Source organism: Flavobacterium ginsengisoli (genome assembly GCF_029625315.1).
In the GTDB taxonomy this organism is placed as follows: Bacteria; Bacteroidota; Bacteroidia; order Flavobacteriales; family Flavobacteriaceae; genus Flavobacterium; species Flavobacterium ginsengisoli.
In genome coordinates, this window is sequence record NZ_CP121110.1 from 3952518 (window position 1) to 3969619 (window position 17102).

Genomic DNA, 17102 nt, shown 5'->3' on the forward strand with positions numbered 1-17102 from the left:
TCAAAAAGTGTTAATTATCTACAAAGGTAAGAACTTGTGTCGCGATAAAATAAATTAAGCGGTAAATTTGTAAAAGAATTATGGAATTAAAATTTATAACTATATGAAATTCAATACAAAAGTTATTCACGGAGGACAGCATCATGATCCAAGTACAGGAGCTGTTATGCCGCCAGTGTATCAAACTTCAACATTTGTTCAAACAAGTCCAGGGAAACCTTTGGCAGATTACGAATATAGTAGAGCTTCAAACCCGACGCGTACGGCTTTAGAAGACGCTTTGGCTAGTATTGAAAACGGAACTCGCGGATTAGCATTTTCATCTGGTCTTGCTGCGACAGACTGTGTTTTAAGATCTTTTAAAGCCGGAGACGAAATCATTGCAATGGATGATTTGTACGGAGGAACATACAGAATGTTCTCTCGTGTTTATAAAGATTCGGGTATTAAATTTCATTTTGTGGATATGACGAATATCGAGAAACTGAAAAGTTTAATTAACGAAAATACCAAGTTAATCTGGGTAGAAACGCCAACCAATCCGTTAATGAAATTGGCAGACATTCAAGATATAGCAAAAATCACTCAAGAGAAAAAAATTCTTCTTGCGGTAGATAATACTTTTGCAACGCCTTATTTGCAAAAACCTTTAGATTTAGGAGCAGATATTGTAATGCATTCGGCTACAAAATATTTAGGAGGACACTCTGATGTTATTGCTGGAGCATTAATTGTAAAAGATGCTGAGCTTGGAGAGCAATTGCATTTTCAGCAATTTGCTACTGGAGCAACACTTGGGCCGATGGATAGTTTTTTGGTTTTAAGAGGAATCAAAACTTTAGCTCTAAGAGTGCAGAGACATTGTGAAAATGGAGAAAAGGTAGTTGAATACTTGAGTAATCACCCAAAGATTAAAACAGTTTATTATCCAGGTTTGAAGAATCATCCGTTTCACGAAATTGCTAAGAAACAAATGAAAGCTTTTGGCGGAATGGTTTCTTTTGATTTTAAATCAGGAAAGAAAGAAGATTCGATTGCATTTTTAGAAAAACTGAAAGTCTTTACTTTAGCAGAGTCTCTTGGTGGAGTAGAATCATTGGCAAATCATCCAGCTTTAATGACGCATGCATCTATTCCTGCAGATAAAAGAGCAGAAGTTGGTATTACAGACGATTTAGTTCGATTAAGCGTTGGTATTGAAGATGCAGAAGATTTAATTGCAGATTTAGAGCAAGCTTTAGCTTAATAAATATATCTAAAAATAAAAATAAAAATAAAAATCCCAAATTCCAATTTTAATTATTTTGGAATTTGGGATTTTTTATGTTGTAAATTTTCTTGATTTAGAACTCTAAATAATAAATATATCCGAAGTTAAACCAAACCTGCCAGTCGTTAGATTTGTTTTCTTTATAAATATCTTTATTTGGATTCAATCCGTCAATCCAATCTGAATTATACATAGAGAAACGAGTCTCAAACATTAAATCGCTCAGTTCAGATAATTTGTAATGAACACCAACAGCAGCTGTTGCAGATAAAACTACGCCTGTTTCTGTAGAGAATCCATGTGCACGTCCATCAGATGGGGTTAAGTATTTTCCTGGAGTAACAGTAGGTAGTGTGATGTCTCCTAAATGAGATCCAACTTTTGCTGAATAATAGCTAACCTGAAATCCTAAACTTCCATACGGACTAAGGCTACCAATTGTGTTTTCGTAATCGTGGATTTTCATAAAAGGAGAAAATTCTAACTGAGCACCTAAACCTAATATGCTAGAACTTGCGTGCATATTTTTTAATTGCTGTGCAATTATTCCGTTAGGTTTTCTTTCAACCCATTCTCCATAATGTTTTAAAGTAGTTCTGCTGAAAGATAGATCAGTTCTTACTTTAAAATGCTCTGTAAAAAAACTTTCTCTATTGTTGTTGCTAGAAAAGTTAAGAAAGTGCATAATTCCAACACCAAAACCAGTGTTTCCTACATTGGTATCGAAGTTGTGTCTTTCTCCAAAATCAGACTGTAATGTAACTGGTCCGGCATAAATTCCGATCTCTTGAGCTAGTCCTTGTGCTGATACAGCAGTTGATATGCCAAACAAGGCAAGTAATGTGATAAATAGGGGTTTAGACATTTTTTAGGGCTTACAAATCACGGCAAATATATAAAAAACATAATCGATTCAAAATATTAAATCGCTCTATTGAAAAATAACTAGCAAAATACTTAATTTACTAACTTTTAAAGAGTGATTTGCATGTAAACACCTACATGTAAAATGTGTTTTTTTGTAATGTTTGAAAAAAACACAAATCGATTCAAAAAAGTGAAAAATATAACATCGAATCATTATTTGATATATCTTTGTCTGTTAAAACGAAAACGTTTTCTTAAACATGATTTCTTATTTTTATAAGAGTAAAGATTAAACTTAATTATCTGAAAAATTTATTTCAAAGATGGAACAAAAAATAAATGAATTTATGGCTCTAATTGAGTCAAAAAATCCAAACGAGCCAGAATTTCTTCAAGCTGTTAGAGAATTTGCTGAAACTGTAATTCCTTTTATATCAGAACGTAAAAAATACGATGGGAAGAATATACTTCTAAGAATCGCTGAACCAGAGAGATCAATTATATTTAGAGTTCCGTGGGTAGACGATAAAGGAGAAATTATTGTAAACAGAGGTTTTAGAATTCAGATGAACTCTGCAATTGGACCTTATAAAGGAGGAATTAGATTTCACCATACAGTAAATTTATCAGTTTTAAAATTCCTTGCTTTCGAACAAGTTTTCAAAAACAGTTTGACAACTCTTCCAATGGGCGGAGGTAAAGGTGGTTCTGATTTTGACCCAGAAGGAAAATCAGATGGCGAAATTATGCGTTTCTGCCAATCGTTTATGACAGAATTATGCCGTCATATTGGTCCAGATCTTGACGTTCCAGCTGGAGATATTGGTGTAGGAGCAAGAGAAATTGGATATTTGTTTGGCCAATACAAAAGAATTAGAAATGAATTTACGGGAGTTTTAACTGGAAAAGGTTTGGCTTACGGTGGTTCATTGATTAGACCAGAAGCAACAGGATATGGAGTAGTTTACTTTACAGATCAAATGCTTCGTACAATTGGTCATGAAATTAAAGGTAAAAGAGTTGCTATTTCTGGATTCGGAAATGTGGCTTGGGGAGTTGCTTTAAAAGTAAATGAATTAGGAGGTAAAGTAGTTACTATTTCTGGACCTGATGGTTATATTTATGATGAAGAAGGTATTTCTGGAGAAAAAATTGACCATATGGTTGAAATGAGAGCTACTGGAGATAATAGAGCAGAAAGATATTTGGAGAAATATCCAAATGCTATTTTCCATAAAGGAAAAAGCCCTTGGGAAGTAAAAGTAGATATCGCTATTCCTTGCGCTACTCAAAACGAGTTAAATGGAGATGATGCTAAGAAGTTAATTGATAATGGCGTTTTATGTGTTACAGAAGCCGCAAATATGCCTTCTACATTAGATGCTATTAAACTTTTCTTAGACAATAAAGTATTATTCGCACCAGGAAAAGCCGCAAATGCTGGAGGTGTTGTCGCTTCTGGATTAGAAATGACTCAAAACTCAATACGTTTAAACTGGACTAGTGAAGAAGTAGACTTGAGATTGAAAGAAATCATGATCGGAATTCATAACCAATGTAAAAAATACGGTGCAGAAGAAGACGGATATGTTAACTACGTAAAAGGAGCTAATATTGCCGGATTTGTAAAAGTTGCCGATGCTATGCTTGCTCAAGGTGTAGTTTAAGATTTAATTACAATAATTAGAAATGCCCTCGTTATCTTCATAAGATATCGGGGGTATTTTATTTGTACTAAAAATTAAATAAAATTCCGTTTGTAGTATATTTGTCTATTCGAATACATTATATGATGAAAAAAGTTTTTTTCTGCGGTTTGTTTTTACTTCTAATTCAGTTTTGCATGGCGCAGGGCAAATTGTCTTGGCAAGGTTATTTTTCATTTAATGAAGTAAAGGATATCTCAGAATCAACGACAGCTGTAATAGCGACTTCAGAAAATGCATTGTTTTCAAGAAACGTAACGACAAATATCCTTAAATCGATTACTACAGTTGACGGACTTTCAGGTCAGACAATTTCTGCAGTTTACTACAGCGAAGCATTCAAAAAAACAATAGTTGGCTATGAAAATGGATTAATGATTTTAATTAATGATGCTGACGGAAGTATGTTGAAAGTCGTTGATATTATTAATAAACAACTGCCGGCAAATACTAAAAAAATCAATCACTTTATGGAGAATAATGGATTGATATATGTTTCTTGCGATTTTGGAATTGTTCAATTCAATCTTAAAACTTCACAATTCGGAGACACTTATTTTATTGGTGATAATGGAGCAGAAATAAGTGTAAAACAAACGGCAATGTTTAACGGATTTATTTTTGCGGCCACTTCTAGCGGTATTAGAAAAGCTGATAGTGCAAACGCTAATCTTGTAGATTTTAGTCAATGGTCAATTGTAAATGGAGGAGATTGGTCTAGTGTTGAAGCTTTAGATACAGAACTTATTGCAATAAATAGTTCTGGATATATTCATCGATTCAATTCAAATGTATTTGTGGGCTTTTTGCAATTACCTCAAGCGGCTATTGATGCAAGAGTAAAAAATCATAATTTATTTGTTACAACCGCCAATACTGTTTATGTCTATAATAATCAAATGGTATTGAATAGGCAAATTACAAATGCTCAGGTTTTAGATAATAGTTTGAATTTTAGTTGCGCAACCGCAGTTGGGGATCAGATTTTCATCGGGACAAAAGAAAAAGGTTTGTTTGTTTCTTCGTTAAATAACGTCACGGTTTTCGAAAATAGTACTCCAAGTGGACCAGTACGCAACAATATTTTTTCTGTAGATGCTGGTTCAAATGTTTTGTGGGCAGTATATGGAGATTACGATGCTGTGTACAACCCTTATCCTTTAGATAGTTACGGAATTAGTCGCTTTAATGCTTCTGGATGGTTAAATATTCCATATTCTGATGTTTTTGACGCAAAATCAATAACCAGAATTTATATCAATCCGAATAACGAAAAGCAAGTTTATGCCGGTTCTTTTTTTCTGGATTGTTGAAGATTGAAAATGATGTTCCAACTCTTTTGTATAATGAAAAAAACAGCGGTTTGGAGTCAATTACAACAGAAGGTCCAAATTATATAGATGTTCGAATTAATGCAACTGCTTTTGATAAAACTGGAAATCTTTGGGTGACCAATAGTAGAATCAATAACGGATTGAAAGTTTTAAAAACAAATGGGCAATGGGGCAGCTATTCGATGGTCGCAATATCAGAAGATGTGGGGGAAGAGAATTATTCGAGTATAGTAATAGATCGCAATAATGTAAAGTGGATCGGGACTTATAAAACTGGAGTTGTCGGATTTAATGAAAGCACTAATACCTTTAAAAAAATGACTTTTGGTGCTGATGCTGGTAATTTGCCAATTGCAGATGTAAGGGCGATAGCTTTAGATATAAAAAATCAACTTTGGATTGGAACGACAAAGGGTTTGAGAGTTTTGTCTAACGTCTCGAGTTTTCAATCTGAAAGTCAGCTAAAAGCAAATCCAATTATTATTACAGAAGATAATTTGGCTCAAGAATTATTATACGAGCAGTTTGTAACTTCTATTGCGGTTGATGGGGCAAATAACAAATGGATCGGAACTGCAGATTCTGGAGTATTTATGGTTTCGCCAAATGGACAGGAAACAAAATATCATTTTACGATAAACAATTCGCCATTGCCAAGTAATTATGTAAATGATATTAAGATAAATGGTAGAACAGGAGAAGTTTTTATTGCAACCAGTAAAGGATTGGTTTCGTTTGGCGGAATTTCAACAGATGCCAATGAAGATTTAAGTAATGTTTATGTTTATCCAAATCCAGTTCGTCCTAATTACACAGGAACCGTTAAAGTTGCAGGATTAATTGATAAGGCAAATGTCAAAATTACTGACATTGAGGGTAATTTAGTTTACGAAGTAACATCTTCGGGCGGAACAATCGAATGGGACACAACTGCTTTCGGAAGATATAAAGTAGCATCTGGAGTTTACATGGTTTTTATTTCTGCTCAAGACGGAGGCGAAACTAAAGTTAAAAAAGTGATGATTATTCGGTAGAAAAGTAACATCTTTGAACCCCAAAATAAATTAAACTCGAAACAAGTCTTTGCCTACATGCTTTTTAATTCTTTAAATTTTGCAATTTTTTTGCCAATTGTATTTTTCCTTTATTGGTTTGTTGTAAATAAATCACTAAAATCACAAAACATATTATTACTTGTGGCGAGTTATTTTTTTTATGCTTGCTGGGATTGGAGGTTTTTGTTTTTATTGATGTTCTCTATTGCTTTAGATTTTTTCTCTGGAATAAAAATAGCAGAATCTAGTAATCAAACTACACGCAAATTTTGGTTTTGGTTGAGTATATCAATAAATCTTGGCTTTTTAGGCTTTTTTAAGTACTATAATTTCTTTGTTGAATCTTTTACGGAAGGTGTAGCTAATTTTGGTTTCAAGATAAATCCTCTGACACTAGATATTTTGTTGCCAGTTGGAATTTCATTTTATACTTTTCATGGTTTGTCATATGTTATTGATATTTACAAAGAAAGAATACCAGCAGAAAAAAATATTGTGGATTATTCTGTTTTTGTAAGCTTTTTTCCTTTGCTTGTCGCTGGGCCTATTGAACGAGCAACTCATCTTTTGCCACAAATTAAAAGAGAGAGACAATTTGATTATGAAAAGGCGGTTGATGGACTGAGACAAATTTTATGGGGATTATTTAAAAAAATTGTAATTGCTGATCAATGTGCTCAATATGCAAATGATATTTTTAATCATTCTTCTGAATATTCTGGGAGTACGCTTGTTCTTGGTGCAGTTTTTTTTGCTTTTCAAATTTATGGTGATTTTTCAGGTTACTCAGATATCGCGCTTGGAACAGCGCGTCTCTTAGGTATAGATTTATTGAGGAATTTTGCTTTTCCTTATTTTTCAAGAGATATTGCAGAGTTTTGGCGAAGATGGCATATTTCACTATCAAGTTGGTTTAGAGATTATCTGTATATTCCTCTTGGAGGAAGTAAAGTTGGAATGTGGCAGAAAATTCGCAATACATTTGTGATTTTTTTGGTTAGTGGATTTTGGCATGGTGCAAATTGGACTTTTATTATTTGGGGGCTTTTGCATGCATTATATATTATGCCTTCAATTATTTTTCAGACCAATAGAAAAAATATTGATATTGTAGCTAAAGGTAAATTTTTGCCAAGCATTAAAGAAGTTTTTCAAGTTGCTCTAACATTTAGTTTGGTGGTTTTTGCATGGATTTTTTTTCGAGCAAATAATGTTGAACATGCGTTGGATTATATTTCTAAAATATTTTCAAGTTCATTGTTTACTTCTGTTAAATATGATGGTGATGATTTTAAGAAGGTATTATTTCTTCTTTTGTTTATTTTTATGGCCATTGAATGGTTGGGTAGAGAAAATCAATTTGCGATAGCAAAATTGGGGCAAAGTTGGAAGCCTGTTTTTCGCTATTTATTTTATTACATGATTTTAATAGCTATTTTTTGGTTTTGTGGTAAAAAAGAACAATTTATTTATTTTCAATTTTAATGCATGAAAAAGTTTCTCTTTAAAACTTTATATTTCTTTTTGCCAATTATAATTATCTCTTACCCATTTGATTATATTGTTTCGTCTTATTTAAATAAATCTAATCGATCTCTGGGGGAATTTGAAGTTATGGATGATATTTATAATTCAAAAGCAAATTGTGATATAGCAATTTATGGGTCTTCAAGAGCTTGGGTTCATTTTGATCCTAAAATCATCAGTGATTCCCTAAATTGTAAAGTTTATAATTTTGGAAATGATGGGCATGCATTTGATTTACTGTATTTACGTCATTTGGAATTCCTGAAGCATAATAATAAGCCTAAAACAATAATTCTTTCAGTTGATGTATTGTCTTTTCGTAATCCTACTGGCTTGTATGAAGCAGGTCAATATCTACCATATATGCTATGGAATTTTGATATTGAGAGGTATACACGCTCTTATAATTATTATAGTAGATTAGAATACTTTATTCCGGCCGTTCGGTATTCAGGAAAAAGGGATGAATTGAAAATTGTTTCGGAATATATAACCAAGGGAGTGCCAGCTGAAAAATATAGACATAATGGATATTTAGGTATGGACTTGGAATGGAATGGTGATTTTGACAGAGTTAAGGCTAAAATGCAAGCATATAGAATTAAATGGGATCAAGAAAGGATAAATCTTTTTGATAAGTTTGTTAACGAGTGTAAAGAAATGGAAATCAATTTGATTTTGGTATATACTCCAGAATATATAGAAGGTCAGAAATTTGTGACAAACAGAAAGGAACTAATCAAACTTTACAAGAAATTTGCTAAAAAATATAATTTAAAATTTTATGATTATTCAAATGATGAAATTTGTTTTGATAAGACGCTTTTTTATAATGCAATTCATATGAATAAAAAAGTCGCTGAAATTTTCACAAGTAAATTTTCACATGTCTTAAAAACAGAATTAAAGATTGATAGGTAATTTAGAAATCAGTTTTTGGCTTGAAAAAGTTTTTAATTTAGAAAAGTAGAAAAAATAAGCGATGCAAGTCAAAACCAAAGCGATAGTAATCTCGTCCTTAAATTATGATTTCACCAAATGGGTAGGAAACAAAATATCTTTTACAATAAACAATTTGCCATTACCAAGTAATTATGTAACTGATATTAAGATAAATGGTAGGACAAGAGAGGTTTTTATTGCAACCAGTAAGGAATTGGTTTCATTTGGCGGAATTTCAACAGATGCCAATGAAGATTTGAGCAATGTTTATGTTTATCCAAATCTGGTTCGTCCTACTTACACAGCAACCGTTAAAGTTGCAGGATTGATTGATAAGGCAAATGTTAAAATTACCGATATTGAAGGGAATTTAGTTTACAAAGTAACATCTTTGGGCAGAACAATCGAATGGGACACAACTGCTTTCGGAAGATATAAAGTAGCATCTGGAGTTTATATGGTTTTTATTTCCGTACAAGACGGAGTCGAAACTAAAGTTAAAAGTGATGATTATTCGATGAAGTATCATTTTTATTTGTTTTTTTGCCCAGCAAAAAATTAAGTATTATACTTACTATTATTTCTGAACTAAAAAAACAAGGAATGCTCTTTAATTCTTTCAACTTTGTAATTTTTCTGCCAATAGTGTTTTTTTTATATTGGGTTATTGTAAATAAAACACTTAAGTTTCAAAATCTTTTACTTCTTGTTTCCAGTTATTTCTTTTATGCCTGTTGGGATTGGAGGTTTTTATTTCTACTAGTCTTTTCTACTATGCTAGATTATTTTTCTGGTATAAAGATTTCTGAATCTAAGAGTCTAAAAGTTCGAAAGTTTTGGTTTTGGTTGAGTATATCAATAAATCTTGGCTTTCTGGGCTTTTTTAAGTACTATAATTTCTTTGTTGAATCTTTTGCGGAAGGACTAGCTAATTTTGGTTTGAAGGTAAATCCTCTGACTCTAGATATTTTGTCGCCAGTTGGAATTTCATTTTATACTTTTCATGGTTTGTCTTATGTTATTGATATTTACAAAGACAGAATTAAAGCAGAAAAAAATCTTATTGATTATTCTTTGTTTGTAAGTTTTTTTCCGTTGCTCGTTGCGGGACCAATTGAGCGAGCGACACATCTATTGCCTCAGATTAAGAAAAAAAGATCTTTTGATTATTCAAAAGCAGTCGACGGCTTAAGGCAAATTTTATGGGGATTGTTTAAAAAAATTGTTATCGCAGATCAATGTGCTCAATATGCTACAGATATTTTTAATCATTCTTCTGAATATTCTGGAAGTACGCTTGTTCTTGGCGCAGTTTTTTTTGCTTTTCAAATTTACGGTGATTTTTCGGGATATTCTGATATAGCAATTGGAACTGCACGACTTTTTGGTATCGATTTATTGAGAAATTTTGCTTTTCCTTATTTTTCGAGGGATATTGCGGAGTTTTGGAGAAGGTGGCATATTTCACTTTCTACTTGGTTTAGGGATTATTTATATATTCCGTTAGGAGGAAGTAAGGGCGGAACTTGGATGAAAATTAGAAATACCTTCATCATTTTTTTAGTTAGCGGATTTTGGCATGGTGCTAATTGGACTTTTATTGTATGGGGTTTACTGCATGCATTATATATCATGCCTTCAATTATTTTCAATACAAATAGAAAAAACTTAGACATTGTAGCTCAAGGAAGATTTATACCTAATGGAAAAGAAATTCTTCAAATGATTATGACGTTTTGTTTGACTGTTTTCGCTTGGATATTCTTTAGAGCAGATAGTTTGAAGCATGCTGTAAGCTATATTTCCAAAATATTTTCAAGTTCATTGTTTACTTCTGTTAAATATGATGGTGATGATTTTAAGAACGTATTATTTCTTCTTTTGTTTGTTTTTATAGTTGTTGAATGGTTGGGTAGAGAAAATCAATTTGCGATAGCAAAATTGGGGCTAAGATGGAAGCCTTTATTTAGATATGCTTTTTATTTTGTAATCATTATTGCAATATTTTGGTATAGTGGTGAACAACAGCAATTTATTTATTTTCAGTTTTAGCGTATGAGAAAAATTATCCTGAAAACCGTTTTATTTGTATCTCCTTTCATAATTCTTCATCTTATTACAGCAACGTTTTATTTTAGTTCACTTGCGGCTCCAGATTTATTGCGAGTAGGTTACTTTCCTTTTTTTAAGGAATATAGAAGTGTTTTTCAAAAAGAATTTGAGAGGAAATCTTATTTTAATGAAATTTCAAAGGCAAAAAATAAGAAAGCAAAAATTCTTATCATGGGAGATTCTTTTTCAGGGCAAGGTAATTATGGTTACAAAAATTATTTAGCAGAAAAACATTCTGTTTTGCACTTAGATACATCCTTTAAGGGGAATAGATTGCAAATTTTGTATGAATTTTTGAATAGTGATTTTTTTGAAGAATATGAAGTTGAATATGTAGTCTTAGAAAATGTTGAGAGAAAATTTGTATACAATTCAAAAAAAATAGACGTTTCTAAAACAAGAAAGCGGTTTGAGTTTAATAAAACGGAAAATAATCACAAGGCATTGATAAAAAAAGAAAAAGGAGGTTTCTTTTCGAGAGAAACAATCTCTTTTCCTTTTTCGATGTTTAGATTTTATTTAGATGAAAACTATTTGTCTAAAAATGTGTATAATGTTACTCTGAAAACAAACAAATTATTCAGCAATAATTCCTCCAAATTATTATTTTCAGAAGAAGACATGTTGGGTGTTCAGCTAAATAATAATTTGGAAGGAGTCATAAAGTTAAATAATGTTTTAAATGACTTGTCAAAAAAGCTAAGAGAAAAAAGTAAAGCTTATAGTCTTGCCAGCTCCTGATAAATATGATTTATATTATGATTATATTTTAGATAAAACAAATTTTCCAAAGCCATTGTTTTTTCAATACTTAGGCTTCCTTAAAAAAGATTATATTTATATAGATTCAAAAAGAAAGCTTTTAGATCAACTGGAAGTTAAGAAAGACATGTATTTTTATGATGACACACATTGGTCTCCTGTAGCTTCCAAAATAATAGCGAATGAGATTGATAAAGTGGTGAATTAATAAACGGAGTTAAGTTGTTGATTTTAACTTGAAGAAATTAGAAAATAAATGCAAGTCAAAACCAAAGCCATAGTAATTTCATCATTAAAATTTCAGGAAAAAAGCTTGATCGTAAAATGTTTTACACTATCCAGTGGACTGAAATCTTATTTTGTACGTGACGCTTTTTCTAGCAGAAAGGCAAGTCAGAAAATTGCTTATTTTCAGCCGTTTTCGATTTTAGAAATTGAAGCCGTTCACAAAAATAAAGGCACTTTAGAAAATTTTAAAGAAATAAAAAGTGCTGTTCCATTTCAGACTATTCATACTGATATTGTGAAAAGTACAATGGTTATGTTTCTTTCAGAGATCGTTGCATTATTCTATTCAAGAAGAAGAAAAAAACGAACAGTTATTTCTCTTTTTAGAAACGGCATTAACTTGGCTAGATCATCATGATGAAATTTCTAATTTTCATTTAATTCTGCTCTTAGAAATCACAAAATATCTTGGTTTTTATCCCGATACTTCTGAGATCGATTTGCCTTTTTTTGAAATGAATGAAGGCGTTTTTACACTTTTTCAAAAAGCAAATGTGCTTTCAGAACATGAAACCAATTTGTTTAAAAAATTACTGGAATTAAAATTTGATAATGATCAAAAAGTCTTTCATGTTTTAGAAAGACAAATTCTTCTGAAAATTCTAATCGATTATTATAGTCTTCATTTGGAAGGATTCAAAAAACCTAAATCTTTAGAGATTTTAAAGGAAGTTTTCTCTTAAATAGATAAAAAGAACATTATTTGTTGCGGAATCTACTCAAAATTTCCCGAAATCGGTCTTTTTTCCGTTATCTTTTATCTATTTCCCTCAAAATTCCTTACTTTCGCACCTCGTTTAAGAAAAGGATAAAATGAGTACAAAATTTACTGAATACAAAGGACTTGACTTGCCAACTGTAGCGTCTGAAGTTCTTGATTTTTGGAAGAAAGAAAATATATTTGAAAAGAGTGTGACAACTCGCGAAGGTGCTGAGCCTTTCGTATTTTTTGAAGGTCCGCCTTCAGCAAACGGATTACCTGGAATTCACCACGTAATGGCACGTGCGATTAAAGATATTTTTTGCAGATATAAAACTCAGAAAGGTTTTCAGGTTAAAAGAAAAGCTGGATGGGATACTCACGGTTTGCCTGTAGAATTGGGTACCGAAAAAGAATTAGGAATTACAAAAGAAGATATTGGTAAAACAATTTCGATCGAAGAATATAACGAAGCGTGTAAAAAAACCGTTATGCGTTATACCGATGTATGGAATGATTTGACCGAAAAAATGGGGTATTGGGTAGATATGGAAGATCCATATGTGACTTATAAGCCAAAATACATGGAATCGGTTTGGTGGCTTTTGAAACAAATCTATGATAAAGGTTTATTGTACAAAGGATACACAATTCAGCCATATTCTCCAAAAGCAGGAACCGGATTATCTTCTCACGAAGTAAATCAGCCTGGAGCTTACCGTGATGTAACTGATACTACAATTGTAGCACAGTTTAAAACGCTTCCCGAAACTTTGCCTTCATTCTTGCAAGGTTTTGGAGATATTCACATTTTAGCTTGGACGACAACTCCTTGGACATTGCCATCAAATACAGCTTTGACAGTTGGTCCAAAAATCGATTATGTTTTAGTTAAAACTTTCAATCAATATACTTTTGAGCCAATCAATGTTGTTTTGGCTAAAAACTTAGTTGGAAAACAATTCGGAAAAGGATTTTTCTTAAGTGAAGACGATGCTGATTTTGACAATGTGAAAAACGGTGACAAAAAACTTCCTTACAAAATTTTAACCGAAGCAAAAGGAGCGGATTTAGTAGAAATTCGTTACGAGCAATTATTGCCTTATGTACTGCCTTATGAAAATGCTGAAAACGCATTTAGAGTAATCGCAGGTGATTTTGTTACAACTGAAGATGGAACTGGAATTGTACATACAGCTCCGACTTTTGGTGCAGATGATGCTAAAGTGGCAAAAGAAGCAAAACCAGAAGTTCCGCCAATGTTGGTTTTAGACGAAAACGGAACTCCAGTTCCATTAGTAGATTTACAAGGAAAATTCACTTCACATTTAGGTGATTTAGCTGGTAAATACGTTAAAAACGAATATTACGATGCAGGACAAGCTCCAGAGAAATCTGTAGATGTTGAAATTGCGATTCGTTTAAAAGAAGAAAATAAAGCATTTAAAGTTGAAAAATACGTGCACAGTTATCCGCATAGCTGGAGAACAGACGAGCCGTTATTATACTATCCTCTAGATTCATGGTTCATCAAAGTAACCGATGTAAAAGATAGAATGTTCGACCTGAACGAAACTATCAATTGGAAACCTAAATCTACTGGTGAAGGACGTTTTGGAAATTGGCTTAAAAATGCTAATGATTGGAACTTATCTCGTTCTAGATATTGGGGAATTCCGTTGCCAATTTGGAGAACAGAAGATAAAACAGAAGAAGTTATTATCGGTTCTGTTGAAGAATTGTACAATGCAATCGAAAAATCGATCGAAGCAGGTTTCCAAAAAGAAAATCCGTTTAAAGGATTTGAAATCGGAAATATGTCTGAGGCAAATTACGATTTAATCGATTTACACAAAAATGTGGTTGATGGACTTACTTTAGTTTCGGCTTCAGGGAAACCAATGAAGCGTGAAAGTGATCTAATCGACGTTTGGTTTGATTCTGGAGCAATGCCTTATGCACAATGGCATTATCCTTTTGAAAACAAAGAAAAAATTGATGATAACAAAGATTTTCCAGCGAACTTCATTGCCGAAGGAGTAGACCAGACACGTGGATGGTTCTATACCTTACATGCTATCGGAACTTTGGTTTTTGATAAAATAGCGTACAAAAACGTAGTTTCAAATGGTCTTGTTTTGGATAAAAACGGAATTAAAATGTCTAAGAGTAAAGGAAATACCATAGACCCATTTAAAACCATTGCAGAAAACGGTCCAGATGCTACACGTTGGTATATGATTATGAATGCAAATCCGTGGGATAACTTGAAGTTTGACCTTGAAGGAATTGCTGAGGTTAAACGTAAATTCTTCGGGACACTTTACAATACCTATTCATTCTTCTCGTTATATGCTAACATCGACGGATTTAAATACGAAGAAGCTGAAATTCCGTTAAACGAAAGACCAGAAATCGATCAGTGGATTATTTCTGAATTACATTCGTTAATCAAATTTGTTGACGAATGTTATGAAGATTACGAGCCAACAAAAGCGACAAGAGCCATTTCTGATTTCGTTCAGGAAAACTTAAGTAACTGGTACGTTCGTTTATGTCGTCGTCGTTTCTGGAAAGGAGAATACGCTAAAGATAAAATTGCGACTTACCAAACGCTTTATACTTGTTTGCTTACCATTAGTAAATTAAGCGCTCCAGTTGCTCCATTTTTTATGGATAAATTATACAGAGATTTGATAGCTTCTACGGGAACCGAGGATTTTGCTAGTGTTCACTTGGCAGAATTCCCAAAATTTGTCGAAAACTTTGTTAATAAAACGTTGGAAAGCAAAATGCAGAAGGCGCAAACGATCTCATCTTTGGTGTTGTCACTACGTAAAAAAGAGATGATAAAAGTTCGTCAACCTTTGCAAAAGGTAATGATTCCAGTACTTGACGAGAATCAGCGTGCTGAAATCGAAGCGATTTCTGACCTTGTAAAAGCTGAGGTAAATGTTAAAGAAATTGAACTTTTAGATGATGCTTCAGGTATTTTGGTAAAACAAATTAAGCCTAATTTTAAGGCGCTTGGCCCACGTTTTGGTAAGGATATGGGGTTGATTTCCAAAGAGATACAAAGTTTTTCTGCGGATCAAATCAATCAGCTGGACAAGCAAGGGACGCTAGATATTGTTATTGCAGGAAATAGTGTAACTTTATCATTAGAAGATGTGGAAATTACATCGCAAGATATCGAAGGATGGTTGGTTGCTAATTCAAACGGAATAACAGTTGCGCTTGATATTACTCTTACCGAAGAATTAAAAAATGAAGGTATCGCTAGAGAATTAGTTAATAGAATACAAAACATTCGTAAAGACTCAGGATTTGAGGTTACGGATAAGATTAAAGTTCAAATAAAACGAGACGGTATTTTAGAAGATGCAGTTTCAAAAAATGAAGACTATATTAAGTCTGAAACATTAACAGATGAACTAGTTTTTGCTGACGTTTTAGAAAACGGCACAGAAATTGAGTTTGATGACATTAGAACCATTATATTAATTTCAAAATAGTAGAAAATGATAGATGAAATTATTAGATACTCAGATGCAGATTTAGCAGAGTTCAAAGAAATAATCCAAGCAAAAATTAAAAAAGCACAAGAAGATCTTGATTTGATCAAAAGTGCCTATATGAACGATTTGAATAACGGAACTGACGATACTTCTCCAACTTTTAAAGCTTTTGAAGAAGGAAGTGAGACCATGTCTAAAGAAGCAAACTCTCAGTTGGCTATCAGACAAGAGAAATTCATTCGTGACTTAAAAAATGCTTTATTCCGTGTGGAAAATAAAACTTACGGTATCTGCAAAGTAACAGGTAAATTAATTAGCAAAGAAAGGCTTAAAATCGTTCCTCATGCAACAATGAGTATCGAAGCTAAAAACTTGCAACGATAAGATTGCGTAGAAATATGTAATAAAAAAGCGCTCCTTTATGGAGCGCTTTTTTTGTTTAATGTTTAACTATGAGCTAGTTTACTAGTGAATTTGTACTTTGAAAGAAATTGTTTATAATTAATCAAAATAAAATTAAAAATGCGGTATTGATTTTTGTAAGAACAATTTCGTTTGTTTTACTTTCATTCATTATAAGCTATAAAAAAACCGTCTTGAATTAAGACGGTTTGTAATGGATAAAATTTAAGAAAAATTATGCTAGGTTTTTTTCAACGTCAGCTTTGTGTTTTCTTAAAATAGCTCTTGTCATACCCAGATTAGCTTTTGAAGCATCTGCGGCCAAGTAAATCATGAACTTTTTGTTTGGAGAAATGTCGATAATATGAATTTGATTAGAAAGTGTAATCAAAATATCTTCGATATCCTGGTTTAAGTTTAATGCTTTTACAGCACTTAGTTTAGCTTTTACAACCTCTAGGTTATAAGTCACGCAAGTTCAGGGTCAAAACTAGGGTCGATAGTTAAATTTCCAAAACTTAATCCAGATTCAATTTCAGTTACTGCTACAGCGATAAAGCCGTTCACGTTTGTTTTCATTTCATTTAAAAACACGTTTAAAAAATCATTACTCATAGTT

The 17102-nt window shown here is 32.4% G+C and carries 11 protein-coding genes and 3 pseudogenes; 12 read left to right on the forward strand and 2 right to left on the reverse strand.

Annotated features, from left to right (window positions below):
- Positions 1 to 103 precede the first annotated feature (103 nt).
- Positions 104 to 1246 carry a cystathionine gamma-synthase gene (locus tag P5P87_RS18445; RefSeq protein WP_278020207.1) on the forward strand — a complete coding sequence of 381 codons (1143 nt, stop codon included), beginning with the start codon at positions 104 to 106 and terminating at the stop codon, positions 1244 to 1246.
- 97 nt (positions 1247 to 1343) lie between these two features.
- Here the strand turns inward: P5P87_RS18445 and P5P87_RS18450 are convergent, their stop codons facing one another.
- A complete protein-coding gene (locus P5P87_RS18450) occupies positions 1344 to 2135 on the reverse strand; it encodes a THC0290_0291 family protein (RefSeq protein WP_278020208.1) in 792 nt (263 codons plus the stop codon).
- Between the two features lie 325 nt (positions 2136 to 2460).
- On the opposite strand from P5P87_RS18450, the gene gdhA reads away from it, so the two are divergent.
- From gdhA to P5P87_RS18505, 11 genes and pseudogenes are all read left to right on the forward strand, one after another.
- Complete coding sequence (gdhA, locus tag P5P87_RS18455; protein WP_278020209.1) at positions 2461 to 3804, forward strand: NADP-specific glutamate dehydrogenase; 1344 nt, start codon at positions 2461 to 2463, stop codon at positions 3802 to 3804.
- 176 nt (positions 3805 to 3980) lie between these two features.
- Positions 3981 to 6211, forward strand: a pseudogene (gene porZ, locus P5P87_RS26295) (type IX secretion system anionic LPS delivery protein PorZ).
- A gap of 57 nt (positions 6212 to 6268) precedes the next feature.
- Complete coding sequence (locus P5P87_RS18465; protein WP_278020210.1) at positions 6269 to 7717, forward strand: MBOAT family O-acyltransferase; 1449 nt, start codon at positions 6269 to 6271, stop codon at positions 7715 to 7717.
- A 3-nt stretch (positions 7718 to 7720) separates the two neighbouring features.
- A complete protein-coding gene (locus P5P87_RS18470) occupies positions 7721 to 8680 on the forward strand; it encodes a hypothetical protein (RefSeq protein WP_278020211.1) in 960 nt (319 codons plus the stop codon).
- Between the two features lie 61 nt (positions 8681 to 8741).
- Complete coding sequence (locus P5P87_RS18475; RefSeq protein WP_422854075.1) at positions 8742 to 9263, forward strand: T9SS type A sorting domain-containing protein; 522 nt, start codon at positions 8742 to 8744, stop codon at positions 9261 to 9263.
- 41 nt (positions 9264 to 9304) lie between these two features.
- Positions 9305 to 10753: an MBOAT family O-acyltransferase gene (locus tag P5P87_RS18480; protein WP_278020212.1), complete on the forward strand. Its 1449-nt coding sequence runs from the start codon at positions 9305 to 9307 to the stop codon at positions 10751 to 10753.
- 3 nt (positions 10754 to 10756) lie between these two features.
- A complete protein-coding gene (locus tag P5P87_RS18485) occupies positions 10757 to 11554 on the forward strand; it encodes a hypothetical protein (RefSeq protein WP_278020213.1) in 798 nt (265 codons plus the stop codon).
- A complete protein-coding gene (locus tag P5P87_RS18490; protein WP_278020214.1) occupies positions 11541 to 11783 on the forward strand; it encodes an alginate O-acetyltransferase AlgX-related protein in 243 nt (80 codons plus the stop codon). Before P5P87_RS18485 ends, P5P87_RS18490 begins: the two co-directional genes overlap by 14 nt.
- Before the next feature lie 48 nt (positions 11784 to 11831).
- A pseudogene (gene recO / locus P5P87_RS18495) lies at positions 11832 to 12546 on the forward strand (DNA repair protein RecO).
- Between the two features lie 130 nt (positions 12547 to 12676).
- Positions 12677 to 16078, forward strand: a complete 3402-nt coding sequence (gene ileS / locus P5P87_RS18500; RefSeq protein ID WP_278020215.1) for an isoleucine--tRNA ligase — start codon at positions 12677 to 12679, stop codon at positions 16076 to 16078.
- Between the two features lie 6 nt (positions 16079 to 16084).
- Positions 16085 to 16465 carry a TraR/DksA family transcriptional regulator gene (locus P5P87_RS18505; RefSeq protein ID WP_008465297.1) on the forward strand — a complete coding sequence of 127 codons (381 nt, stop codon included), beginning with the start codon at positions 16085 to 16087 and terminating at the stop codon, positions 16463 to 16465.
- Between the two features lie 253 nt (positions 16466 to 16718).
- On the opposite strand, the pseudogene P5P87_RS18510 reads toward P5P87_RS18505, so the two are convergent.
- Positions 16719 to 17098, reverse strand: a pseudogene (locus P5P87_RS18510) (hypothetical protein).
- Positions 17099 to 17102 lie beyond the last annotated feature (4 nt).